We start from the raw sequence: 23,016 nt of genomic DNA on the forward strand, positions 1-23,016 counted from the left end.
TTCACCGTAAGCACTTTAAAGGAAATGACGCGTGTGATTGTCAAACGCCCTGTCTCGGCCAGTCTTGCCCGTGCCTTTTTTTATATTGTCCTGCTCTCCATTCTCTCGACGGGCGTGGCGCTATTGACGCTGGCAAGCAGTTTGCGGGATGCCGAAGCCATTAACGTGGCGGGGTCTTTGCGCATGCAGAGTTATCGCCTGGGTTACGATCTGCAAAGCAACAGCCCACAGTTAAATGCCCATCGCCAGTTATTCCAGCAGGCGCTTAATTCTTCCGCGTTGAACAATCTGAATGCCTGGTATGTCCCCGAGGCGGTGAAAAGCCGTTATGCGCAGTTGCACGCGAACTGGCTGGAGATGAACGCGCGTCTGGTTAATGGCGATTTAAAATGGTATCAGGCCAACATCAACGACTACGTCGATAAGATCGATCTCTTTGTCCTGGCATTACAGCATTATGCTGAACGTAAAGTGATGCTGGTGGTGGGAATATCGCTGGCGGGCGGTTTTGGGATCTTTACCCTCGTCTTTTTCACCCTCAGACGTATTCGCCATCAGGTTGTGCGCCCGTTGAATCAACTGGTGATGGCAAGCCAGCGCATCGAACACGGCCAGTTTGACTCTCCGCCGCTGGATACGCACCTGACCAACGAACTGGGATTGCTGGCGAAGACCTTTAATCAGATGTCGAGCGAGTTACACAAGCTGTACCGTTCGCTGGAAGCTAAGGTCGAAGAAAAAACCCACGATCTGCATGAAGCCAAGCGCCGTCTTGAGGTGCTGTATCAATGCTCCCAGGCGCTGAACACCAGCCAGATTGATGTACACTGCTTCCGCCATATTTTGCAGATCGTCCGCGAGAACGAAGCGGCACAATTTCTTGAGCTTACCGTCGGTGAAAACTGGCGCATCAGTGAAGGGGAAAAGCAGGCCAACCTGCCGATGCAAATCCTGCCGGTAACGATGCAAGAAACCGTCTACGGCGAACTGCACTGGCAAAGCCAGTATGTCGCCAGTGCAATCCCGCTGCTGAACAGCGTGTCGAGCATGTTGGGCCGTGGCTTGTACTACAACCATGCGCAGAAACACTTCCAGCAGTTATTACTGATGGAGGAACGCGCCACTATCGCCCGTGAACTGCATGACTCTCTGGCGCAGGTACTCTCGTATTTGCGTATCCAGTTGACCCTGCTTAAACGCGCGATTCCAGAGGACAATGTTCCCGCGCAAGCTATCATGAACGATTTCTCCCGGGCGCTGAATGACGCTTATCGCCAGTTGCGTGAACTGTTGACGACCTTCCGCCTGACGCTACAACAGGCGGATTTACCCTCTGCGTTGCATGAGATGCTTGACGCGCTACAAGGACAAACCTCCGCTAAACTGTCTCTGGACTGTCGCTTACCGACGCTGGCGCTTGACGCGCAAATGCAGGTGCATCTGTTGCAGATTATTCGTGAGGCGGTCCTTAACGCCATGAAACACGCCAGCGCCAGCGAGATTGCCGTCAGTTGTGTCACGGCGCCGGATGGCGATCACACAGTGTATATTCGCGATAACGGCGTCGGTATCGGTGAGCCTAATGAACCGGCAGGGCATTATGGTCTGAACATTATGCGCGAACGCGCAGAACGCCTTGGCGGAACGCTGAGTTTTTCACAGCCTTCCGATGGAGGGACGTTAGTAAGTATTAGCTTTCGCTCAACAGGATCAGAAGAGGATGCGAGTCATCTGACATAACATCGCACAAAACAGGACAGTTACATACGGAACGCTGACAAACGGGGCTTTCAGGCATGATAATTTACATTTTCTCCTTTTTTTCTCCACGTTTGGCTCGTACCTTCCCGCTACAGTAAAGCACTGTCATACCTATAAAGATAGATAGAATAATGAGGTCCTCTTTCTGATGGCGAATTTCTTTATCGATCGCCCCATCTTTGCCTGGGTGCTGGCTATCCTGTTGTGTCTGACAGGTTCCCTGGCGATTTTCTCTTTACCCGTTGAGCAATATCCGGATCTGGCGCCGCCTAACGTGCGCATTTCGGCGAATTATCCCGGCGCGTCAGCACAAACGCTGGAAAACACCGTCACCCAGGTCATCGAGCAAAATATGACCGGTCTCGATAACCTGATGTACATGTCATCACAAAGCAGCGGGACCGGACAGGCGTCGGTCACCCTGAGCTTCGTAGCCGGCACCGATCCGGATGAAGCTGTACAACAGGTTCAAAACCAGTTGCAGTCGGCCATGCGTAAACTGCCGCAGGCCGTGCAGAACCAGGGTGTCACGGTCCGTAAAACCGGGGATACCAACATTTTGACGATTGCCTTCGTCTCAACCGATGGTTCCATGGACAAGCAGGATATCGCTGACTATGTGGCCAGTAATATTCAGGATCCGCTTAGCCGCGTGAATGGCGTCGGTGACATCGATGCCTACGGTTCGCCATATTCGATGCGCATCTGGCTGGATCCAGCAAAACTCAATAGCTTTCAGATGACTGCAAAAGATGTCACCGATGCCATTGAGTCGCAGAATGCGCAGATTGCGGTAGGACAGCTTGGCGGTACGCCTTCTGTTGATAACCAGGCGCTGAACGCCACCATTAACGCCCAGTCGCTGCTGCAAACACCGGAGCAATTCCGCGCTATCACGCTTCGCGTCAATCAGGACGGTTCAGAAGTGACGTTAGGTGATGTCGCAACGGTCGAAATGGGCGCGGAAAAATACGATTATCTCAGCCGGTTTAATGGCAACGCAGCGTCGGGGCTGGGTATAAAACTGGCGTCGGGCGCTAACGAAATGGCGACCGCAACACAGGTGCTCGAACGTCTGGATGAACTGGCGCAATACTTCCCGCACGGACTGGAATACAAGGTGGCGTATGAAACCACCTCTTTTGTGAAAGCGTCGATTGAAGATGTGGTGAAAACCCTGCTCGAAGCCATCGCGCTGGTCTTCCTCGTTATGTACCTGTTCCTGCAAAACTTCCGCGCCACGCTGATCCCCACAATAGCCGTACCGGTGGTGCTGATGGGCACCTTCTCGGTGCTCTACGCCTTTGGTTACAGTATCAACACGCTAACCATGTTTGCGATGGTGCTGGCGATCGGCCTGCTGGTGGATGACGCCATCGTGGTGGTGGAAAACGTCGAACGTATTATGAGCGAAGAAGGGCTTACACCACGCGAAGCGACACGAAAATCGATGGGACAGATTCAGGGCGCGCTGGTCGGTATTGCAATGGTGCTGTCGGCAGTGTTTGTCCCTATGGCGTTCTTTGGCGGCACTACCGGAGCCATCTATCGTCAGTTCTCCATTACCATTGTGGCGGCGATGGTGCTCTCCGTTCTGGTGGCGATGATCCTTACGCCCGCCCTGTGCGCCACGCTGCTTAAACCGCTGCATAAAGGTGAACATCACGGACAAACTGGTTTCTTCGGCTGGTTTAACCGCACCTTCAATCGTAATGCCGAACGCTACGAAAAAGGCGTCGCCAGAATTCTGCATCGCAGCCTGCGTTGGATCCTGATTTATGGACTGTTGCTCGGAGCAATGGTGGTTCTGTTCCTGCGTTTGCCAACCTCTTTTTTGCCGCTGGAAGACCGGGGGATGTTTATCACCTCTGTGCAGTTACCCAGTGGTTCAACACAGCAACAAACCTTAAAAGTGGTGCAGGAAGTGGAGAAGTATTTCTTCACCCAGGAGAAAGAGAATATCCAGTCCGTCTTTGCAACGGTGGGTTCCGGGCCGGGAGGCAACGGTCAGAACGTGGCCCGCATGTTTGTGCGTCTGAAAGACTGGGGCGAACGCGACAGCAAAACCGGCACCTCGTTTGCGATTATCGAACGGGCAACCAAAGCGTTTAACAACATCAAAGAGGCGCGGGTTTTCGCCAGCAGCCCCCCTGCCATCAGCGGTCTGGGTAGTTCAGCGGGCTTTGACATGGAGTTGCAGGATCACGCAGGCGCAGGTCATGATGCCCTGATGGCCGCGCGCGACCAGTTGATTCGTCTGGCCTCGCAGGACAGTTCGCTGACCCGTGTCCGCCACAATGGTCTGGATGACAGTCCCCAGTTGCAAATCGATATCGACCAGCGCAAAGCGCAGGCGCTGGGCGTCTCGATTGACGACATCAACGATACGTTGCAGACGGCGTGGGGATCGAGTTACGTCAACGACTTTATGGATCGCGGTCGCGTGAAGAAAGTCTATGTCCAGGCCGCCGCAAAATACCGCATGCTGCCAAATGATATCAACCTGTGGTATGTGCGAAATAACAGCGGCGGCATGGTTCCCTTCTCCGCGTTCGCGACCTCACGCTGGGAAACCGGTTCGCCGCGTCTGGAGCGCTATAACGGATATTCCGCCGTTGAAATCGTTGGTGAAGCCGCCCCCGGCGTCAGTACCGGTACGGCAATGGATGTGATGGAATCGCTGGTACGCCAGTTGCCAACCGGCTTTGGTCTGGAGTGGACCGCGATGTCGTATCAGGAGCGGCTCTCCGGTGCCCAGGCCCCGGCGCTGTATGCCATTTCACTGCTGGTGGTGTTCCTGTGTCTGGCGGCGCTGTATGAGAGCTGGTCGGTGCCGTTCTCGGTGATGCTGGTGGTGCCGCTGGGCGTCATCGGCGCCCTGCTTGCCACCTGGATGCGGGGACTGGAAAACGATGTTTACTTCCAGGTAGGATTACTGACGGTTATTGGCCTCTCGGCGAAAAACGCCATACTGATTGTTGAATTTGCCAATGAGATGAATGAGAAAGGACATGATCTGCTGGATGCCACTCTGCACGCGTGTCGCCAGCGTTTACGCCCAATCCTGATGACGTCACTGGCCTTTATCTTTGGCGTGCTGCCCATGGCAACCAGCAGCGGTGCAGGCTCCGGTGGTCAGCACGCGGTGGGAACGGGCGTCATGGGAGGTATGATCTCAGCCACGATACTGGCGATTTACTTCGTCCCGCTGTTCTTTGTGTTGGTGCGTCGTCGCTTTCCGCTGAAGCCGCGTCCGGAATAAGGCATAAAAAAGGCGACCTGCCAACGGGTCGCCTTTTCGGTGTGGTCAGTCCCACACGGTATGTTCTCTTATTGGATATCCTTCCAGAAATTTATTTGCGAAGCATCACTTCGATAAAATCTTTCCAGTTCCCCAGTTCACGTTCAATCATAACAACCTCTGCTTCTTATTATGCGTATTCTACAAAAACATTATCTCAAGGTGAAGACAAATTAACCGATTACTGTAATTACATCCTCCTGGGTATCTGGCGATATCATCACTATGGCGCGGTCTTCATCATTTTTATGTGATTTACAGCAATAATTTGAAACAATCATACCTAATCTCATACTCTTCAATTTCGTTTATGAAACAGCCAGATAACATAGGATAAATTCTTAATTGTGGTTAAGTGTGAGCGGTATGATCTTTCGGGAATTATTATTCACAATACCTCAACAATGTTATATTCCCCGATCACGATTAAATGACAACATGTATTATCACTCGTAACGATATTCATGACTAAATAACCAGTTTCAGATAATAAGGATGCACATGGTTACCCTCTACGGCATTAAAAATTGCGACACCATTAAAAAGGCCCGCCGCTGGCTGGAGGCTCAAAACATTGCGTATCGTTTCCATGATTACCGCGTTGATGGTCTGGATAACGCGTTGCTTGGTTCGTTTATCAAAGAGTTAGGTTGGGAAGCACTGCTTAACACCCGTGGCACCACGTGGCGCAAACTGGATGAGGCGACGCGCAATAACATCACTGATGCAGCGTCCGCCGCCGCATTAATGACTGAAATGCCCGCGATCATCAAACGACCATTGCTCTGCGCGCCCGGGAAGCCTATGCTGCTGGGTTTTAGTGAATCCAGTTATCAGCAGTTTTTTGACGAGGTGTAGTCTATGTCGTGCCCGGTTATTGAGCTGACACAGCAGCTTATTCGCCGCCCTTCCCTGAGCCCGGATGATGCGGGATGTCAGGCGTTAATGATTGAACGCCTGCGCGCGATCGGTTTTACCGTTGAGCGTATGGATTTTGCGGATACACAGAATTTTTGGGCATGGCGCGGACAGGGTGAGACGCTGGCGTTTGCCGGTCACACTGATGTCGTGCCTGCGGGTGATGCCGATCGCTGGATCAACCCACCTTTCGACCCCACCATCCGCGACGGAATGTTGTTTGGTCGCGGTGCTGCGGATATGAAAGGTTCTCTGGCGGCGATGGTTGTCGCGGCGGAACGCTTTGTCGCGCAGCACCCAAACCACAAAGGTCGTCTGGCGTTTCTGATTACCTCGGATGAAGAGGCCAGTGCGAAAAACGGGACCGTGAAAGTGGTCGACGCGCTGATGGCGCGCAATGAGCGGCTGGATTACTGTCTGGTCGGCGAACCATCCAGCACCGAAGTGGTTGGCGATGTGGTGAAAAACGGTCGTCGTGGTTCTCTCACCTGTAATCTGACCATTCACGGCGTGCAGGGGCATGTCGCCTATCCGCACCTGGCCGATAACCCGGTCCACCGGGCCGCGCCAATGCTCAATGAACTGGTTAGTATGGAGTGGGATCAGGGCAATGACTTTTTCCCGGCAACCAGCATGCAGATTGCCAATGTTCAGGCGGGAACCGGCAGTAATAACGTCATCCCGGGCGAACTGTTCGTCCAGTTCAACTTCCGTTTCAGTACCGAACTGACTGACGACATGATCAAAGAGCGGGTTCATGCGCTGCTTGATAAACATCAGTTGCGTTATACCGTCGACTGGTGGCTCTCCGGTCAGCCATTTCTGACTGCGCGCGGTAAACTGGTGGATGCGGTAGTGAACGCGATTGAGCACTATAATGAAATCAAACCGCAGTTACTGACCACAGGCGGCACGTCTGATGGACGTTTCATCGCGCGCATGGGAGCGCAGGTCGTGGAACTCGGCCCGGTGAATGCCACAATTCATAAAATCAATGAATGCGTGAATGCCGCCGACCTGCAACTGCTCGCCCGTATGTATCAACGTATCATGGAACAACTTGTCGCCTGACGACGTTCCTTTAAGAGGTAAAGCGCATGGACTGGCTGGCTAAATATTGGTGGATTCTGGTATTAGTTTTTTTAGTGGGCGTACTGCTGAATGTGATCAAGGATCTCAAACGCGTCGACCATAAAAAATTTCTCGCCAACAAACCGGAGCTTCCCCCGCATCGTGACTTTAACGATAAATGGGATGATGACGACGACTGGCCGAAGAAAGACCAACCGAAGAAATAAGCAAAGGCCGGAGGGGTATCCCATCCGGCCTTCTTTTTTAGATCATCTTAATCACATCGTCATCGTCTGGTGTGCCGCCGCTTAGCGCTTCATCAAAGTAGTGCTTCGGTACGGTATAACGCAGATGGTCGAGCGCAAACTGCATGCTTCGGTCATCAATCGCATGTCCCAGATCGTCCACAATATCCAGCGTGACATCGCCCCCGGCGCTTAACAGCGCGTCCTGTGCGGCTACCGCATGTGAAAGCTCGATAACACGGTCTTCACCACCGTGAATCAGATGCACTGTGGTGGCCGTCGTTGCCGTTTCCGGCAGACTGGCGTAGCGACCATTAAACGCAATCACGCGCGACGCCAGACCGGGTTCAGCTTTGATGCTTTCCAGCGCCATAATCGCCCCCTGAGAGAAGCCAATTAACGCCGTCGCATTGGCCCCGACGCCACTCTGTTTTTGCCAGTAGCGGACGGTTTCAATAAACACAGGCATGATCGCATCAATCCGTTCCTGACGATTGTCCTCCGTCACGCCCTGCACGGAAAACCACTGACGACCCGATGCCGGACCGCTTGGTTCCGGGCCGCCCACGCTGACCACCAGCGCGTCCGGAAAGAGCGGAGCAAACCACGAACCAATCTCGCCCATCGCGACGGGGTTATCGCCCACGCCATGAAACAGCAACAATAACTGTTGAGCGGGTTTAGACGGGCTTTGAACAACAAAATGGTCATGTTTCATGGCGATCTCCTTAACTGATGTCGTTAATTTTACGCCGCTCAATCGCAATGACCATGCCAGAAAATTGAAGGAGTTAGTGAAAAAATTGCCATTGCAGAATGCGATTGCGGTGATGCTCAGTCCGCGTGGGATCCAGCGAAGCAAGCGCCTGGGCCGCCTCTTCCCGTTGACGTTTCAACAATGCTTTGCGCCCGGAAAGGTGCAATTCCAGACAAAGATCCGCGTCATTACGCTGCGACAACAGGCCCCCCCGTAGCGCTGGCAGCGCTTGCGTGCTGGTCATCAGCAGACGGTTCAGACAACCGAGAGAGGTCAGCAACGGGCGATGCGCAAAAGCAAACCCCGCCAGCGTCTGCCAGTCATCTTCATTAAGCGTAGTCGCTTTTAACGGTTCAACCGGGATCGCTTCACCGTTCCACCGCGCGAGAATATCGGCATCCCGGCGTAACCGGTTATGTTCATAACGAGCCAGTCGCGTTCCCGCCTCACTTAATGGCAAGAGCGCCATCGCGGTATAGCAGCCACTGCTGGCTTCTTTGTGATTACCGATACGCACCAGAATAAAGCCACAGCGCTGCCAGAAACGCCAGAGCTCAGGCGTATAGCCAAAACTCACGGAAAGATAGTCACCGTTGGCGGCATGAGCCCCGGCGATCAGCCGCTGCCCGATCCCCTCTCGCTGCCGTGCTGGGTGGACGGCAATACGACTCACCCGGCGACCTTTCAGCGTTGCCGCCAGCGGGTCGCCACCGTGCGCCGCCAGTGACTGCGCAACAAGATTGCCACGCGGTCGTCGAAATCCCGCCCATACCGCCTGACTGAGTTCAGCGCTAAGACCGCCCTCATCCACCAGCCACAGCGCGCCAGCACTCTTCCCCTCACAGGTGGCCTGGAGAAAATGCTGGCCCGGCGCGTCCATCATACGGCGTAAATCCAGGGGCGAAGTACGGTAATGCGCGCCTGAAAGCAGCCGATACGCCGCCAACGGAATTTCCGGCTGTGTCTGCCAGAGATCCTGTTCGAACCGGGAAATCGCGATATTGCCCTGTGGGGGAGTGGCGAAACTGTCATCGTCAAAAACCAGCATGTCGCTGACGATTTTCTCCAGCGGACATCCCTGCGCCCAGCGAACGGGCTGCTGGAGTTCAAAACGCTGCAAATGTGGAAAACGGGCGCAAAACTTCAACAGAAAACCGCGTCCGGTACCTTCATAACCCTGGACGGTCGTAGTCAGTAACGTTCGTGGAAATCGGGACACCAGCCGCAACAGGAGGGGCGCGGGGATCGCCGCCGCTTCATCCACCACCAGCCAGTCAGCACTGACATCCGTTGCTAACAGGGCGTCGGGAGCCATAAAACAAAACTTTTCACCAGCAAACTGCGCCAGCACATCCGTTGCCGCTTTCGCGGGCGCGGTGACGATAGCATTGCCTTTTATGCCCGAGATTAGCTGCCCTGCCAGCGCCGATTTCCCCCGTCCGCGTGCCGCCGTTACCGCCGCTATTCCCTCTGGCATCTGTCGCAGTTGTTGCACGATGGCTTCCTGCTCTGGAAGAGGAGCACCGGTCGCGGGCCCCCACGCAGGACGCTCAGGGAAACGAGGCGCAGTAAACGGCTGAGGCTGTTGCCAGCACACCGTTTGCGCATCGGTCTCAATGATTTGACGGATACGGTGAATAAAATGGGGGGTCGGGATGGGATGTGCGCAATCGCTCCAGCGCACGGAATCGGCATCAGCGCATTGATGCCAGCGCTCAAGCGGCGGGGTCAGTAACACCAGCCAACTGCCCGCACGCAACGTTCCGCTCAGGGCCGCAAAGGCCGAGGCATCAAAGCCTGACAGCGCATCGAAGATGGCATGGTGAAATTCACGTCCGAGCAAGGTCTGGAATGCCTGAGGCGTACAATGAGGTTCTGCGGGAGCTTCGGGTGCCACCCACAGCCAGTCACCGGGTAACGTATCGCGCAGTCTGTGTATTTGTTGATGACACCAGGTGACTTCGCCGCTCAGCACCAGCAAGCGGCGAATCCCCTCCCGGGTCATTTGCTCAGTAAGCGCACGCAGCACGGTAAGACCAGACATCCCTGCCCCAGACGTTAGAAACCTTTGCCAAAGGTATTACATTGATCCGGGTTTCCGCTATCAAAACCGCGTTTAAACCACGTATAGCGTTGTTCCGAGGTACCGTGGGTAAAGCTGTCCGGAACAACGCGGCCCTGACTTTGCTGCTGCAGGCGATCGTCGCCAATCGCTTCGGCGGCATTCAGCGCCTCTTCCAGGTCGCCAGACTCCAGCACGCCCTGCTGCTGCATGCTGTGGCCCCAGACGCCCGCAAAGCAGTCAGCCTGCAATTCCATCCGTACGGAAAGGCGGTTGATGTCAGCCTGCGACGCATTCTGCTGCATCTGGCGGACTTTCGGTTCAATCCCCAGCAGTTTCTGGATGTGATGCCCGACTTCATGCGCAATAACATAACCCTGCGCAAAGTCGCCTCCGGCACCCAGCTTGTTTTTCATGTCATCATAGAAGGAGAGATCGATATAAACCGTACCATCTGCCGGGCAGTAAAACGGCCCCATAATGGATTGTCCGGTCCCACATCCGGTGCGCGTTGCCCCGCGGTACATCACGAGCTTCGGCTGTTGATAAGTGCGCCCCATCTTTTCAAACTGCTGTCCCCAGGTATCTTCCGTTGTCGCCAGAATCACCGAGGTAAATTTAGCCGCTTCATCCTCATTCGGGCTGATGGAGCGTGGGGACTGCTGTTGTGAGATCGGTTGTCCCGTCATCAGCCCCGTGAGATCGACACCATAATACCCTGCCACCAGAACCACGATGAGCAGAATAAGCCCACCTTTGCCACTGGGCAGACGAAACCCAGGGCCACCAAAAGACGGACCGCCCCCGGAGTTACTGCGTCTGTCTTCCACATTGTCACTTTCACGACGCCCTTGCCAGCGCATAATTACCTCAACACTTTGTTCATTATGAAGATGATCGTAGGTGGTTCAGCGCAAGATTACCACAGGAAAGCGCGATCGGAAGGGAGAGAACAGGCCGAAGAGAGCACTCCGGCCCGGAAGGTAGCTTAGTCGAGTTTCACACCCAGACGGCGCGCCACGGTTTCGTAAGCTTCAATCAGACCACCCAGGCTCTGACGGAAACGGTCTTTGTCCATTTTATCGAGGGTCTCTTTGTCCCACAGACGGCTTCCGTCCGGAGAGAATTCATCACCGAGTACCACTTCGCCTTTGTACAGACCAAACTCCAGTTTGAAGTCAACGAGGATCAGCCCTGCGTCATCAAACAACTTTTTCAACACGTCGTTGGCTTTGTAAGTCAGCTCTTTCATACGTGCCAGATTTTCTTTGCTCACCCAGCCAAAGGTTTCGCAGTAGGAGTCATTGACCATCGGGTCGTGCATCGCATCGTTTTTCAGGAACAGATCGAACAACGGTGGATTCAGTTCGATACCCTCTTCAATCCCTAAGCGCTTAACCAGAGAGCCTGCCGCACGGTTACGCACCACACACTCAACGGGCACCATGTCCAGTTTTTTCACCAGGCATTCGGTATCGGAGAGCAGTCGTTCCATCTGCGTTGGGATACCCGCTTCAGCCAGTTTGGTCATGATGAAATGGTTAAACTTGTTGTTCACCATGCCTTTACGATCAAACTGCTCAATGCGCGCGCCATCCCCTGCTGACGTATCATTGCGGAATTCGAGCACCAACAGGTCCGGGTTTTCCGTGCTGTATACGGTCTTCGCTTTACCACGATACAACTCAGCTTGCTTTTGCATCTTATTACTCCTGGGTGTGATCATTTGTGTTCAAAACGAGGAATATTATGCCACGCACACGTTTGCGTGGCACGAAAATAAAAAGGGCCGGATTTCTCCAGCCCTGTTTTTTTACTTGCTAAACGCTGCCTGGAAGATGGCAACCAGCGCGTCGTTCTGGCTCTGCGTCAGGGTATGCCCCTTCGGATCGATAAACTGCAAGCTGCTGCGGTTGTCTAAATCACCGACCTGCAGTTTGTAGTCTCCGGAAGCCAGCCCCGGATCGCGTGCGCCCAGTTCCTGCCAGCCGCTGTCAGACAGCGGTTTGTAAGTCACCGCCAGGCTGCCCTGAGAACGGGTGCTGTCAGTTACTTTCATGCCGACTTTTTCCAGTGCGGCCGGGAGGCGCTGCCATACCACGTTGAACGGACCGCGCACTACCAGCATCGGTAAACCGGTGTCATCGGCGGCGCTCTGGACATCCATGGTGGCACCAGAACGGTTCTGCGCAGCGTTTGCCGCGTTGGTCGCGGTTTTATCGAGGCCGGCAGAAATCACGTTCATCATCTCAGTACTGTAACGTTGAAGCGAAGCGGCATCCGCAACAGGCTTACCCGCCTGCTCAAGGTTAACCAGCTTCACCATCACGGCCTGCTGGTAGCCCTGCGGTTTAACAGAGATTTGATAACGGCCACGATACTGCTCGTCTTCGTCCAGGCGGTTCCAGTCCACCCAACCGGTCGTCAGCGTCTGGCTGGCATCATCACGTTTGTCAATTGTGTAGTTCTTAGACTGAATCACGCTGACCACCTGCGGCCACAGCGTATTGACACGACCATTTTCTACCAGCAGCGTCGCGGTATCCCCGGAAAACTGGGTGCGCGCTCCGCTGACCAGCGCCAGTGGCTGTGCAGGCGGACGAATATCCAGTGCTTTCCCCACGGCACCGCTGCCGTTGGTGACCGGGATATTATAATCACCCGTTGTCACTGGCAGAATCATTCCCGCCGGAGCGTGAAGTTCAGCAAGCGGCGCAGCATCCAGATAGGATTCATCACCACTCACCTGGCGCTTGTAGCGCGAGTCGGAGCTACAGGCCGCGAGCAGCAAAACAAGTGAAACACCCGCAACCCTGGCAAGGCGCGACTTTTGAACTGAGTAAGCCATCAAATCTCCCTAAACTTTACAGCAAACCGGCATGCTTAAGCGCCGCTTTGACAATTTCACGACCACTGTCCGTGATCGGCGTCATCGGCAGGCGCAACGTATCGGTCGCCACAAGGCCCAACGCCTTACAAGCCCATTTCACCGGGATTGGGTTGGGTTCAACAAACAGTTTATTGTGTAACGGCATCAGACGTTGGTTAATCACCCGCGCCTCGGCAAAATGCCCTTCCGCCGCCAGTTTGCACATTTCCGCCATATCTCGTGCCGCAACGTTAGACGTTACGGAGATCACGCCATGACCACCTAACTGCATAAAGTCCAGCGCGGTCGCATCATCACCACTGAGCAGCAGAAAATCATCTGAAACCAGCTCTTTGATCTGGTGAACACGACTTAAGTTCCCCGTCGCCTCTTTAATTGCGACAATATTTTTTAATTCCGCCAGACGGCCAACGGTTTCCGGCAGCATATCGCAACCGGTACGGGATGGCACATTATACAGAATTTGCGGCAGGTCAGTATGTTCCGCGATGGCTTTGAAGTGCTGGAACAGACCTTCCTGAGTCGGACGGTTGTAGTAAGGCGTGACCGTCAGGCAGCCGACAATACCGCTGTCATTGAAGCGCTGCGTCAGACTAATGGCTTCTGCGGTCGCGTTTGCGCCCGTTCCGGCAATCACCGGAATACGCCCATCTGCCAGCTCCAGGGTCATCATCACCACATCGCCATGTTCATCATGGCTTAGCGTGGCGGACTCACCGGTCGTGCCAACGGAAACGATCGCCGAGGTGCCGCTGGCGACATGATAATCAATCAGTTTTTTCAGGCTCGACCGGCAGACATTACCTTTTTCATCCATCGGTGTAACAAGCGCGACAATACTTCCCGTGAACATGGGCCATCCTCTGTGCAAACAAGTGTCTCAATGGTACGTTTGGTACGACAATAAAAGCAAGCGACGAGAACCGTTCTGATTGTTGTATGCCGGTTTTTTTTATGCTTTCCTTATGATTACCCCACCTCTCAAAGGAAGAACAGGTTTGACACCTTCATCGCAACATTACCTGGTTATTACTGCGCTGGGTGCCGATCGCCCGGGAATTGTGAACACGATCACCCGACATGTGAGTAGTTGTGGCTGTAATATCGAAGACAGTCGCCTCGCCATGCTGGGTGATGAGTTTACGTTTATCATGCTGCTGTCCGGCTCGTGGAACGCGATAACCCTGATTGAATCGACGCTGCCATTGAAAGGTGCAGAGCTGGATTTGTTAATTGTGATGAAGCGCACGACGGCTCGTCCCCGTCCGCCTATGCCGGCGACGGTATGGGTTCAGGTTGATGTGCCGGATTCGCCGCACCTCATTGAACGATTTACTGCCCTCTTCGATAGTCATCAGATGAACATCGCGGAACTGGTCTCGCGCACGCAACCTGCTGAAAACAATACGGCGGCGCAATTGCACATCCAGATTACTGCCCACAGTCCTGCGTCACAGGATTCGGCAAATATTGAACAGGCTTTTAAAGCCCTATGTACAGAACTCAATGCACAAGGCAGTATAAACGTCGTCAATTATTCACAACATGATGAACAAGATGGAGTTAAGTAATGAATCCACTGAAAGCCGGTGACATCGCACCGAAATTTAGCTTGCCGGATCAAGACGGGGAGCAAGTAAATTTGACCGACTTCCAGGGACAGCGTGTTCTGGTCTATTTCTATCCGAAAGCCATGACGCCAGGGTGTACCGTTCAGGCCTGCGGCCTACGCGATAACATGGATGAGTTAAAAAATGCGGGAGTGGACGTGCTGGGTATCAGCACTGACAAACCTGAAAAACTTTCCCGTTTTGCTGAAAAAGAGCTGCTGAACTTTACCCTGCTGTCCGACGAGGATCATCAGGTCTGCGAGCAGTTTGGCGTCTGGGGCGAAAAATCGTTTATGGGTAAAACCTATGACGGGATTCATCGCATCAGCTTCCTGATTGACGCGGAAGGCAAGGTTGAACACGTTTTCGATGACTTCAAAACCAGTAACCACCACGATGTGGTACTGAACTGGCTGAAAGAAAACGCCTGATTTTTGTCACGCCAGATAAGCGTTACGCACTCTCCGGCCTACTGATGGCCTCTCAGTAGGCCGGAGATTTTACGATTTCAGCAGTCGTTATGACTCGTCAACCACCTGCGCATCAGGCCAGGCGTGGACCACGGCTTTGATCAGCGTCGCCAGCGGAATGGCGAAGAACACCCCCCAGAACCCCCACAGGCCGCCAAAGATCACCACCGACAGGATAATGACCAGCGGATGCAGGTTAACGGCCTCAGAAAACAGAACCGGCACCAGCAGGTTACCATCCAGTGCCTGAATAATCAGATAGACGGCGAAACAACTCCAGAACTCGGTTCCCATGCCAAACTGAAAAAGCGCGACGCAGACCACCGGAATGGTGACCACAAACGCGCCGATATAGGGAATCAATACCGAGAAACCCACCAGCACGGCAAGCAGCAGCGAATAGTTCAGACCAAACAACAGGAAGCCCAGCCAGGTCGCTACGCCCACCACGATCATCTCAAGAACTTTGCCGCGAATGTAGTTCGTTATCTGCTGGTTCATCTCTTTCCAGACCTGCCCTGCCAGACCCCGATTGCGCGGCAGTACACGGCGAACCGCGTTCAGCATTTGCTCTTTATCTTTGACGAGGAAGAAGACCATCAGCGGCACCAGCACCAGATAGACCGCCAGGGTCAACAGGCCGACCAGCGACGCCAGCGAATATTTCACCACCGAATCACCCATGGTGAGCATGCGCGAACGCATGTTTTCCGCCATTGCATCAATGATCCCCGCATCCATCAAGGCGGGATAACGACGCGGCAGGGTGGCGGCAAACTCGGACAGTTTGTTCAGCATGCCGGGCATATCACGAATCAGCAAAATCCCCTGCTGCCATGCTACCGGCATCACCACAAACGCCATTAACAGTAAAATACCCACAAAGACGATCAGAACGAGAGACGTTGCCCAGCGGCGCGAACAACCGATAGCCTCAAGACGCGCGGTCGGCCATTCCAGCAGGTAAGCCAACACAATAGCCACCAGCAGCGGCGCCAGTAATCCGCTAAAAAAGAAAAGAATGCCAAATCCGGCAACCAGAATAACCAGCAAGGCAATCGCCTCGGGGTCGCTAAAGCGACGGCGATACCATTGCATCAACATTTCGAGCATAAAACCTTCCCTGAACCTCAATACCGGGATTGTGATCCCGAATTGTATCGAAATGTCACAAAAAAGACTTCGCTTTTTATTGCTTATTCAGGAAACTGAAAAGTCATTTGTGCGGGGTATTCACCGACAGAGTTCACCGCTACACTGCCAATGCTGGCGCAATGGGAACGATACGGCCCGGCATCGGTCAAATGACTATCTCAAGGAAAACAGGACAGAGGTTATGTTCAGGCAGTTTAAGAAAAACCTGGTGGCTACCCTCATTGCAGCGCTGACACTGAGTCAGGTCGCTCCCGCGTTCGCCGATTCTGCGGACACGTTGCCGGATATGGGAACGTCAGCGGCAAGTACCCTCTCCATCGGCCAGGAAATGCAGATGGGCGATTATTATGTCCGCCAGTTGCGCGGCAGCGCGCCGCTGATTAACGACCCGCTACTGGTTCAGTATATTAATGGGCTGGGTATGCGCCTGGTTTCACATGCCGACTCAGTAAAAACGCCCTTCCATTTCTTTTTGATTAATAACGACGAAATCAACGCCTTCGCCTTCTTTGGCGGTAACGTTGTTCTGCACTCTGCGCTGTTTCGCTATTCCGATAATGAAAGCCAGCTCGCCTCGGTTATGGCGCACGAAATTTCCCACGTGACCCAACGCCATCTTGCGCGCGCAATGGAAGATCAGAAACGCAGCGCGCCGCTCACCTGGGTAGGCGCGTTAGGCTCCATTCTGTTAGCAATGGCCAGTCCGCAGGCCGGGATGGCTGCACTCACCGGTACGCTGGCGGGATCGCGTCAGGGGATGATTAGCTTCACGCAGCAGAATGAACAGGAAGCAGATCGTATTGGCATTCAGGTTTTACAACGTTCTGGATTTGATCCCCAGGCGATGCCGACCTTCCTGGAAAAACTGCTCGATCAGGCGCGTTACTCCTCGCGCCCACCCGAAATATTGCTGACTCACCCCCTGCCAGAAAGCCGCCTTTCGGATACACGTAACCGCGCTAACCAGATGCGTCCGGTCGTCGTGCAATCATCCGAAGATTTCTATCTGGCGAAAGCGCGAACGCTGGGGATGTACAACTCCGGGCGCAACCAGTTGACCAGCGATATGCTGAGTGAATGGGCAAAAGGTAACGTCCGACAGCAGCGTGCTGCGCAGTATGGACGTGCGCTTCAGGCGATGGAAGCCAGCAAATACGACGACGCGCGCAAAGCGCTGCAGCCCCTGTTATCAGCCGAACCTAACAATGCCTGGTTTCTGGATCTGGCGACCGACATCGATTTAGGACAAAAGAAAACCAGTGAGGCGATTGCCCGCCTGAAAAATGCGCGCGATCTGCGGGTCAATCCGGTCCTGCAACTTAACCTCGCTAACGCCCTGCTCCAGGGAGGTCAGCCGCAAGAGGCCGCCGCGATCCTTAATCGCTATACCTTTAACAATAAAGACGATACGAACGGTTGGGATCTGCTCGCCCAGGCAGAAGCTGCGCTGAATAACCGCGATCAGGAACTGGCGGCGCGCGCGGAAGGATATGCGTTAGCGGGTCGTCTCGATCAGGCTATCTCACTGCTAAGCAGCGCCAGTTCGCAAGTGAAGTTGGGCAGCCAGCAACAGGCTCGTTACGATGCGCGTATCGACCAGTTACGTCAACTGGAAGACCGCTTCAAGCCGTACACAAAAATGTAAAAAGGATCCACCATGTCAAAGGCCGTAAAAATCTACCATAACCCGCGTTGCTCCAAGAGTCGCGAAACGCTGAGTCTGCTGCAATCGAATGGCGTCGAGCCGGAAGTGGTCCTTTATCTGGAAACACCGGCTGACGCGACAACGCTGCGTCACCTGTTGAAAATGTTGGGTATGTCCAGCGCCCGGGAACTGATGCGGCAGAAAGAAGATCTCTACCAGTCGCTGAATCTGGCCGACAGCAACCTGAGCGAAGAAGCACTGATTCAGGCAATGGTGGACAACCCGAAACTGATGGAGCGTCCCATTGTGGTAGCGAACGGTCAGGCGCGGATTGGTCGCCCACCGGAAGCCGTGCTGGACATCGTCGGCTAATCCCCCCGCCGCAGTGCTTCAAGGAAAGCCTGCGGCGTCATTTCCCCCAGCTTTTTCTGCGCTTTCCCCGTGTTATAACTTTCGATTAACTCACCGAGCAGTTGACTGGCGGACTCGCCCATGCATCGTGGGATGATCATCGCCAGCGGAACGGTCACCTGAAGCGCGTTTCGTACGTTATGGTTTTGCTTATGGGCAATTCCATGCGCCTTCAGCACCTGATCCGCACCGGCACGAAGGGCGTCAGAAAAGAAAGTCTCAACAGATTGGATATCAGCAGGACAGGCCGCAAGCAGCGAATCCAGCCACTGACTGACCAGTTGTGGTGAGATCCCGGCATACAAGCGGGCAAAACACCAGCCGCTCATCGGCTCACGCGCCCAGAGCAAATGATGTTCACCGCCATCATCCATATGTAATGAAAGCGGAAGGTAGTGCGCCTCCAGCGAATGAGGGTGATACCCGGCTCTCAGCGCCTTCTTCCCCTGTAACGCTGCCCCCTGACGCTGCGCAATCACTGGTTTCAGATAACGATTAAGCGTCGCGCGCGATACGCGAATTCCCAGCCCCTCGTTCACCAGCGACAAAAGTTCATCTAACGGCACACCGGTCACGTCGCGTAACCCATTTACCAGCGCCACCTGTTCTTGTCTCATCGCTTTGTGTATCACTTTCGGCGTCGTTTTGCGGTCTGAAGTCTGCTCACGCTGACGCCAGCGCCTGACTGTGGTAACGGAGATCCCTAACTCTGTAGCCAGTTCTCTGTCGCTTTTACTGGACTGTTGTAAATAACGACGGATGCGCGGTGTGGTGGTGGCATTAGCATGCAATTTAATGTCCATCGCCATATTCCTTTTCTTAAAAGAAAACCAATCATATGAGATTTATATTTCTCCAGCGAGCACATTGTGACCGGATTCACCTTTCGACTACCGCGCTTCACTGATAATCCACTGGCATAACACAGATACCCTCATCCGATCTTGTACGGAGTTCACAATGAACAATGTTCTGGGATTTCTTGAAGCAAAATTGATGCCACTGGCCGCCAGAACCGCACAACAGCGTCATCTCGGCGCGATCCGCGGCGCATATGTGTCTTTCATGCCGTTTATTATCGTCGGTTCTATTCTGTTGGTGATCTCCTCTTTTCCAAATCAGGCCTACCAGCAGTTTATGGCGGGGACCTTTGGCGAAAGCTGGAGCAGCATTATCGAGATTCCGTTTAACGCGGTGTTCTCAACGATGTCGCTGTTTATCAGCTTCCTCGTCGCCTATCGTCTGGCGGAGCACTACGGCGAAGACCGTATTTCCTGCGGCATTCTGGCGCTGGTCAGCTTTTTGATCCTCACACCTTTTATCAAAGTTGCGGAAAACGGCGGCATCACGGTAATACCGGTGGAGTGGATCGGCAGCAAAGGATTGTTCGTTGCGATGATGGGCTCATTGCTCTGGACAGAGCTGTTTTGTTGGCTGAAGCGCAAACATCTGGTTATCAAAATGCCCGATGGCGTTCCCCCTGCGGTTCAGGAGTCGTTTGCCGCGCTGATCCCGGCCCTTTTGGTCATGGTTCTCGTGCTGATGATTCGCATCCTGTTTGACAATACCCATTACCAGACGATTCACCGCTTTATCTATGAAGTGGTCGCCACGCCGGTCCGTCACTATGGCACCTCTTATTTTGGCGCGCTGATGACGGTGTTCAGTATCACGATTTTGTGGTCAGTGGGGATTAACTCCGGGTCGATGATCAATGGCATTATCCGGCCGCTGTGGATGGAGAACCAGACGGATAACATTGCCGCTATTCAGGCGGGTGTCACGCCGCCGCATATTATCACTGAGCAATTTTTTGACATGATCTGGATGGGCGGCGCGGGCGCAACCCTGTCGCTGGTCATTGCGATGCTGATTTTCGCGCGCAGTAAAAACATGCGCGAAGTCGCGCGACTGGGCGCCGGGGCATCTGTCTTCAATATCAATGAACCGATCCTCTTCGGCCTCCCCGTCATCATGAACCCCATCATGCTGATCCCGTTCAACCTGGTTCCGCTGGTGCTGGTCACCGTTCAGTATGTGGCGATGAAAATAGGCGCAGTTGCCGTCACGACCGGGGTATTCATTCCGTGGACACTGCCCCCGGTGATCAGTGGTTTTATTGTCACCGCTCACCTTAGCGGCAGCATTATGCAAATCATCAACTTACTGATTGGCGCAATGCTCTATCTGCCCTTCATGCGCATCGTGGATAAACAGTACCGCGCTGCTGAGATCGCCTCACTGGCGCAAGATACGAATACACCCGTTAAACAGGAGTAACAGATGTGGGGAATTATCGCCACCTGGCGAATGGCGTTTGAAGGTGTAACAGAGTCCGCGTCCGCGCTGGCGGCAGGGCAACCGGCTGCTAACGCCGTCGTGGATGCCGTTGCCGCGGTTGAAGACTTCCCATGGTATAAATCCGTCGGCTACGGTGGTCTACCAACAGAGAACGGCGACGTGGAACTGGATGCCGCGTTTATGAATGGCGACACGCTGGCGTTCGGCGCGGTAGGTAATCTCGTGGATATCGCCAATCCGGTACGCGTGGCGCAAGCCCTCAGTAACCAGCGTTACAACAGTATGCTTGTCGGTCAGGGGGCTCGCGAATGGGCGTTAAGCCAGGGGTTTGCGGAAAAGACCATGCTTACCGAACGCGCTCTGCAACACTATCGCAAGCGCTGTCGCGAAACGCTTGATAAAGGCTTAAGCCCCTATGACGGACACGACACCGTCGGCATCATCGGCCTGGACAGGCAAGGTTCGATGAGCGTGGCGACATCAACCAGCGGCCTGTTTATGAAAAAACGCGGGCGCCTGGGCGATTCACCCATTATTGGTTCTGGCTTTTACTGCGACAGTCACATCGGCGCAGCGACCGCAACCGGCGTAGGTGAAGATCTGATGAAAGGCTGCACCAGCTATGAAATCGTTCGTCGTATGGCACAGGGTATGACCCCACAACAGGCTGCGGATACGGTGGTGTTTGAGCTTGAAGATACCCTGATGTCCCGCTTTGGCCGGGTGGGCGATCTTTCTGTGGTCTGTATGAACAACCAGGGGGAATTTGGCGCAGCGACAAACATCAAAACGTTCACTTTTACCGTTGCTACGGCCAGCCATCCACTCACCATCTACCTCGCCGAGCGTCGACATGAGAAGACCTGTTACCAGCCTGTCGATGAAGCCTGGATGCAGGCTTACGCCGCACGCATTCGTGCGCCAATAGAGGAAGAATAATGATTACCTTTCAGCTGATTCATTCCCTGTCCACAGTACACCCTGGCGCGCACCTGATTGCCCATCCCACAAGCCAGCCGTTACCAGACACCACGCTCATTGAGGAGATGCGCGCAGCGAATGTCATTGCGGACGCCTGCTTTGGCTGTGCCCCCTTCAAACGCATCACCCTCCTTCCGCAGGCGCTGTGGCAGGACAGCCTGACCGACGGTCTGGTGAATGCGCTACGTCCACTGCTCGCCACGCCAGTCAGTGCGAATGTCGTCATTGACGTCACTGACATCGACTCTACGGTGTTACTTCAGCTACTGCGTTTCCTGTTCAATCAGGCGTATCGCCTTGATGATCTGCAACTGAAAACCGCTGACAGTGCCACGACGCGGCTCTCGCACATTGATGTGCTTTGCTTGCCGGAACAGCGCGAAACGCTTGAGGCGATCGTTCGCCAGCAGCAGGCGATTGCCAATGGAATGATGGCCGCCCGCCGTCTTGCCGATATTCCGTCCGATCGCTGTACGCCACACTTCGTCGCCGGACAGGTACAAGCGTTATGCGCTCCCTACCCGACGTTGCACTGTGAAGTGCTCGATGAACAACAAATTGTTGAGCAAGGTCTTGGTTTGTTGCATGCGGTCGGTAAAGGGGCGACCTGCCCGCCGCGTCTGGTCGCTATCCATTACGATGGCGCGTCCGAAGGGCCCGTCCGCTGCTATGTCGGTAAAGGTATTACCTTCGATACAGGCGGACTTTGGCTGAAAGAAGGCGCTGGTATGTACACCATGAAATACGACATGTGCGGTGCGGCTAACGTGTTGGGCCTGCTGCTCACTGCGGCAGAGTTAAGGTTGCCAGTACGCATGATGGGTGTTCTGGCGCTGGCGGAAAACGCCATTGGCCCGAATGCGATGCAGCCTGGTAATGTGGCGCGCGCCTGCAATGGCATGACGGTAGAAATTAATAATACTGACGCCGAAGGGCGGCTGGTGTTGGCTGATGCCATTGCCTGGGCCAGCCAGCGACATCCTCAGGCACATTACATTATTGATATAGCCACGTTAACCGGTGCGGTGGTAAAAGCGCTGGGATATGAACTTAGCGGGCTGATGACCCAGGATGAGCAGTTACGGGATCATCTCACTTGCGCGGGGAAAATATGTGGTGATGAGGTGTGGTCGCTGCCGCTGGACGCCCGGCTGAAAAAGCAGACCGACAGCGCGATTGCCGATCTCTGTAATACGCCGACGAACAATGCCGCGATCAGCGCCTCGGCAGCCTGGCTGCTGCATCATTTCTGTCCGCCAACGATCCCGTGGGCGCATCTGGACATCAGCGGTACCGCGTTATGGCGCGAAGGAGGAAGAAGCGTGGCGTCGGGCAGACCCATCCCATTGCTGATGCAGCATTTGCTTAACGCTCTGGCCGTTGAGGAGTAACCCTAAGTTACGGCGTTTGTTGGGGGATACGTAACCTTGTATTTCGG

The 23,016-nt window shown here is 54.2% G+C and carries 21 protein-coding genes; 12 read left to right on the top strand and 9 right to left on the bottom strand.

Annotated features, from left to right (window positions below):
* The first annotated feature begins 33 nt into the window (after positions 1–33).
* A complete protein-coding gene (gene narQ / locus WB371_RS17410) occupies positions 34–1,740 on the top strand; it encodes a nitrate/nitrite two-component system sensor histidine kinase NarQ (protein ID WP_336221292.1) in 1,707 nt (568 codons plus the stop codon).
* A 169-nt stretch (positions 1,741–1,909) separates the two neighbouring features.
* Positions 1,910–5,023 (top strand): multidrug efflux RND transporter permease AcrD, encoded by a 3,114-nt coding sequence (gene acrD, locus WB371_RS17415; RefSeq protein WP_336221293.1) that lies wholly within the window; start codon positions 1,910–1,912, stop codon positions 5,021–5,023.
* 91 nt (positions 5,024–5,114) lie between these two features.
* On the opposite strand, the gene ypfM is transcribed toward acrD, so the two are convergent.
* Positions 5,115–5,174: a protein YpfM gene (ypfM, locus tag WB371_RS17420; protein ID WP_001386977.1), complete on the bottom strand. Its 60-nt coding sequence runs from the start codon at positions 5,172–5,174 to the stop codon at positions 5,115–5,117.
* A 389-nt stretch (positions 5,175–5,563) separates the two neighbouring features.
* On the opposite strand from ypfM, the gene WB371_RS17425 reads away from it, so the two are divergent.
* Genes WB371_RS17425 through WB371_RS17435 form a run of 3 tightly spaced genes read left to right on the top strand, consistent with a single transcriptional unit; the run spans position 5,564 to position 7,278 of the window.
* Complete coding sequence (locus tag WB371_RS17425; protein WP_336221294.1) at positions 5,564–5,920, top strand: ArsC family reductase; 357 nt, start codon at positions 5,564–5,566, stop codon at positions 5,918–5,920.
* Positions 5,921–5,923: 3 nt separating this feature from the next.
* Complete coding sequence (gene dapE, locus WB371_RS17430) at positions 5,924–7,051, top strand: succinyl-diaminopimelate desuccinylase (protein ID WP_336221295.1); 1,128 nt, start codon at positions 5,924–5,926, stop codon at positions 7,049–7,051.
* 26 nt (positions 7,052–7,077) lie between these two features.
* A complete protein-coding gene (locus WB371_RS17435; protein WP_012906607.1) occupies positions 7,078–7,278 on the top strand; it encodes a YpfN family protein in 201 nt (66 codons plus the stop codon).
* Positions 7,279–7,315: 37 nt separating this feature from the next.
* Here the strand turns inward: WB371_RS17435 and ypfH are convergent, their stop codons facing one another.
* From ypfH to dapA, 6 genes are all read right to left on the bottom strand, one after another.
* On the bottom strand, positions 7,316–8,014 hold the full coding sequence (ypfH, locus tag WB371_RS17440) for an esterase (protein ID WP_336221296.1): 699 nt from the start codon (positions 8,012–8,014) through the stop codon (positions 7,316–7,318).
* Between the two features lie 73 nt (positions 8,015–8,087).
* A complete protein-coding gene (locus WB371_RS17445) occupies positions 8,088–10,097 on the bottom strand; it encodes a tRNA(Met) cytidine acetyltransferase TmcA (protein WP_336221297.1) in 2,010 nt (669 codons plus the stop codon).
* Between the two features lie 14 nt (positions 10,098–10,111).
* Entirely contained in the window at positions 10,112–10,978 is an 867-nt protein-coding gene (locus WB371_RS17450) for a neutral zinc metallopeptidase (protein WP_336221298.1), read from the bottom strand.
* A gap of 125 nt (positions 10,979–11,103) precedes the next feature.
* Positions 11,104–11,817: a phosphoribosylaminoimidazolesuccinocarboxamide synthase gene (gene purC, locus WB371_RS17455; protein ID WP_103775493.1), complete on the bottom strand. Its 714-nt coding sequence runs from the start codon at positions 11,815–11,817 to the stop codon at positions 11,104–11,106.
* A gap of 111 nt (positions 11,818–11,928) precedes the next feature.
* Positions 11,929–12,963: an outer membrane protein assembly factor BamC gene (bamC, locus tag WB371_RS17460; RefSeq protein ID WP_336221299.1), complete on the bottom strand. Its 1,035-nt coding sequence runs from the start codon at positions 12,961–12,963 to the stop codon at positions 11,929–11,931.
* 16 nt (positions 12,964–12,979) lie between these two features.
* A complete protein-coding gene (gene dapA, locus WB371_RS17465; RefSeq protein ID WP_336221300.1) occupies positions 12,980–13,858 on the bottom strand; it encodes a 4-hydroxy-tetrahydrodipicolinate synthase in 879 nt (292 codons plus the stop codon).
* Positions 13,859–14,003: 145 nt separating this feature from the next.
* On the opposite strand from dapA, the gene WB371_RS17470 reads away from it, so the two are divergent.
* Both WB371_RS17470 and bcp read left to right on the top strand, forming a co-directional pair.
* The gene (locus WB371_RS17470) at positions 14,004–14,576 is read left to right on the top strand and encodes a glycine cleavage system transcriptional repressor (RefSeq protein ID WP_336221301.1); all 573 of its coding nucleotides are present in this window, start codon (positions 14,004–14,006) and stop codon (positions 14,574–14,576) included.
* A complete protein-coding gene (bcp, locus tag WB371_RS17475; RefSeq protein WP_336221302.1) occupies positions 14,576–15,046 on the top strand; it encodes a thioredoxin-dependent thiol peroxidase in 471 nt (156 codons plus the stop codon). The genes WB371_RS17470 and bcp overlap by 1 nt, the downstream gene beginning before the upstream one ends.
* A gap of 87 nt (positions 15,047–15,133) precedes the next feature.
* On the opposite strand, the gene WB371_RS17480 is transcribed toward bcp, so the two are convergent.
* Positions 15,134–16,198 (bottom strand): AI-2E family transporter, encoded by a 1,065-nt coding sequence (locus tag WB371_RS17480; RefSeq protein WP_336221303.1) that lies wholly within the window; start codon positions 16,196–16,198, stop codon positions 15,134–15,136.
* 223 nt (positions 16,199–16,421) lie between these two features.
* On the opposite strand from WB371_RS17480, the gene bepA reads away from it, so the two are divergent.
* Positions 16,422–17,885 carry a beta-barrel assembly-enhancing protease gene (gene bepA, locus WB371_RS17485; protein ID WP_336221304.1) on the top strand — a complete coding sequence of 488 codons (1,464 nt, stop codon included), beginning with the start codon at positions 16,422–16,424 and terminating at the stop codon, positions 17,883–17,885.
* A 12-nt stretch (positions 17,886–17,897) separates the two neighbouring features.
* Positions 17,898–18,257: an arsenate reductase (glutaredoxin) gene (gene arsC / locus WB371_RS17490; RefSeq protein ID WP_336221305.1), complete on the top strand. Its 360-nt coding sequence runs from the start codon at positions 17,898–17,900 to the stop codon at positions 18,255–18,257.
* On the opposite strand, the gene WB371_RS17495 is transcribed toward arsC, so the two are convergent.
* The gene (locus WB371_RS17495) at positions 18,254–19,099 is read right to left on the bottom strand and encodes an XRE family transcriptional regulator (RefSeq protein ID WP_336221306.1); all 846 of its coding nucleotides are present in this window, start codon (positions 19,097–19,099) and stop codon (positions 18,254–18,256) included. The genes arsC and WB371_RS17495 overlap by 4 nt on opposite strands.
* A gap of 157 nt (positions 19,100–19,256) precedes the next feature.
* On the opposite strand from WB371_RS17495, the gene WB371_RS17500 reads away from it, so the two are divergent.
* Genes WB371_RS17500 through WB371_RS17510 form a run of 3 tightly spaced genes read left to right on the top strand, consistent with a single transcriptional unit; the run spans position 19,257 to position 22,969 of the window.
* Positions 19,257–20,576, top strand: a complete 1,320-nt coding sequence (locus WB371_RS17500) for a PTS sugar transporter subunit IIC (protein WP_336221307.1) — start codon at positions 19,257–19,259, stop codon at positions 20,574–20,576.
* A gap of 3 nt (positions 20,577–20,579) precedes the next feature.
* Positions 20,580–21,536, top strand: coding sequence for a N(4)-(beta-N-acetylglucosaminyl)-L-asparaginase (locus WB371_RS17505; protein ID WP_336221308.1), 957 nt, complete (start codon positions 20,580–20,582; stop codon positions 21,534–21,536).
* A complete protein-coding gene (locus WB371_RS17510; RefSeq protein ID WP_336221309.1) occupies positions 21,536–22,969 on the top strand; it encodes a leucyl aminopeptidase family protein in 1,434 nt (477 codons plus the stop codon). Before WB371_RS17505 ends, WB371_RS17510 begins: the two co-directional genes overlap by 1 nt.
* Positions 22,970–23,016: the final 47 nt, after the last annotated feature.

The sequence above is a fragment of the Citrobacter amalonaticus genome (genome assembly GCF_037053465.1).
GTDB classification, from domain to species: domain Bacteria; phylum Pseudomonadota; class Gammaproteobacteria; order Enterobacterales; family Enterobacteriaceae; genus Citrobacter_A; species Citrobacter_A amalonaticus_H.

Coding starts and splice junctions, on each gene's coding strand:
- acrD (WP_336221293.1), top strand. CDS start 1,910: ATGGCGAATTTCTTTATCGATCGCCCCATCTTTGCCTGGGTGCTGGCT.
- WB371_RS17425 (WP_336221294.1), top strand. CDS start 5,564: ATGGTTACCCTCTACGGCATTAAAAATTGCGACACCATTAAAAAGGCC.
- dapE (WP_336221295.1), top strand. CDS start 5,924: ATGTCGTGCCCGGTTATTGAGCTGACACAGCAGCTTATTCGCCGCCCT.
- WB371_RS17435 (WP_012906607.1), top strand. CDS start 7,078: ATGGACTGGCTGGCTAAATATTGGTGGATTCTGGTATTAGTTTTTTTA.
- ypfH (WP_336221296.1), bottom strand. CDS start 8,014: ATGAAACATGACCATTTTGTTGTTCAAAGCCCGTCTAAACCCGCTCAA.
- WB371_RS17445 (WP_336221297.1), bottom strand. CDS start 10,097: ATGTCTGGTCTTACCGTGCTGCGTGCGCTTACTGAGCAAATGACCCGG.
- WB371_RS17450 (WP_336221298.1), bottom strand. CDS start 10,978: ATGCGCTGGCAAGGGCGTCGTGAAAGTGACAATGTGGAAGACAGACGC.
- purC (WP_103775493.1), bottom strand. CDS start 11,817: ATGCAAAAGCAAGCTGAGTTGTATCGTGGTAAAGCGAAGACCGTATAC.
- bamC (WP_336221299.1), bottom strand. CDS start 12,963: ATGGCTTACTCAGTTCAAAAGTCGCGCCTTGCCAGGGTTGCGGGTGTT.
- dapA (WP_336221300.1), bottom strand. CDS start 13,858: ATGTTCACGGGAAGTATTGTCGCGCTTGTTACACCGATGGATGAAAAA.
- bcp (WP_336221302.1), top strand. CDS start 14,576: ATGAATCCACTGAAAGCCGGTGACATCGCACCGAAATTTAGCTTGCCG.
- WB371_RS17480 (WP_336221303.1), bottom strand. CDS start 16,198: ATGCTCGAAATGTTGATGCAATGGTATCGCCGTCGCTTTAGCGACCCC.
- bepA (WP_336221304.1), top strand. CDS start 16,422: ATGTTCAGGCAGTTTAAGAAAAACCTGGTGGCTACCCTCATTGCAGCG.
- arsC (WP_336221305.1), top strand. CDS start 17,898: ATGTCAAAGGCCGTAAAAATCTACCATAACCCGCGTTGCTCCAAGAGT.
- WB371_RS17495 (WP_336221306.1), bottom strand. CDS start 19,099: ATGGACATTAAATTGCATGCTAATGCCACCACCACACCGCGCATCCGT.
- WB371_RS17500 (WP_336221307.1), top strand. CDS start 19,257: ATGAACAATGTTCTGGGATTTCTTGAAGCAAAATTGATGCCACTGGCC.
- WB371_RS17505 (WP_336221308.1), top strand. CDS start 20,580: ATGTGGGGAATTATCGCCACCTGGCGAATGGCGTTTGAAGGTGTAACA.
- WB371_RS17510 (WP_336221309.1), top strand. CDS start 21,536: ATGATTACCTTTCAGCTGATTCATTCCCTGTCCACAGTACACCCTGGC.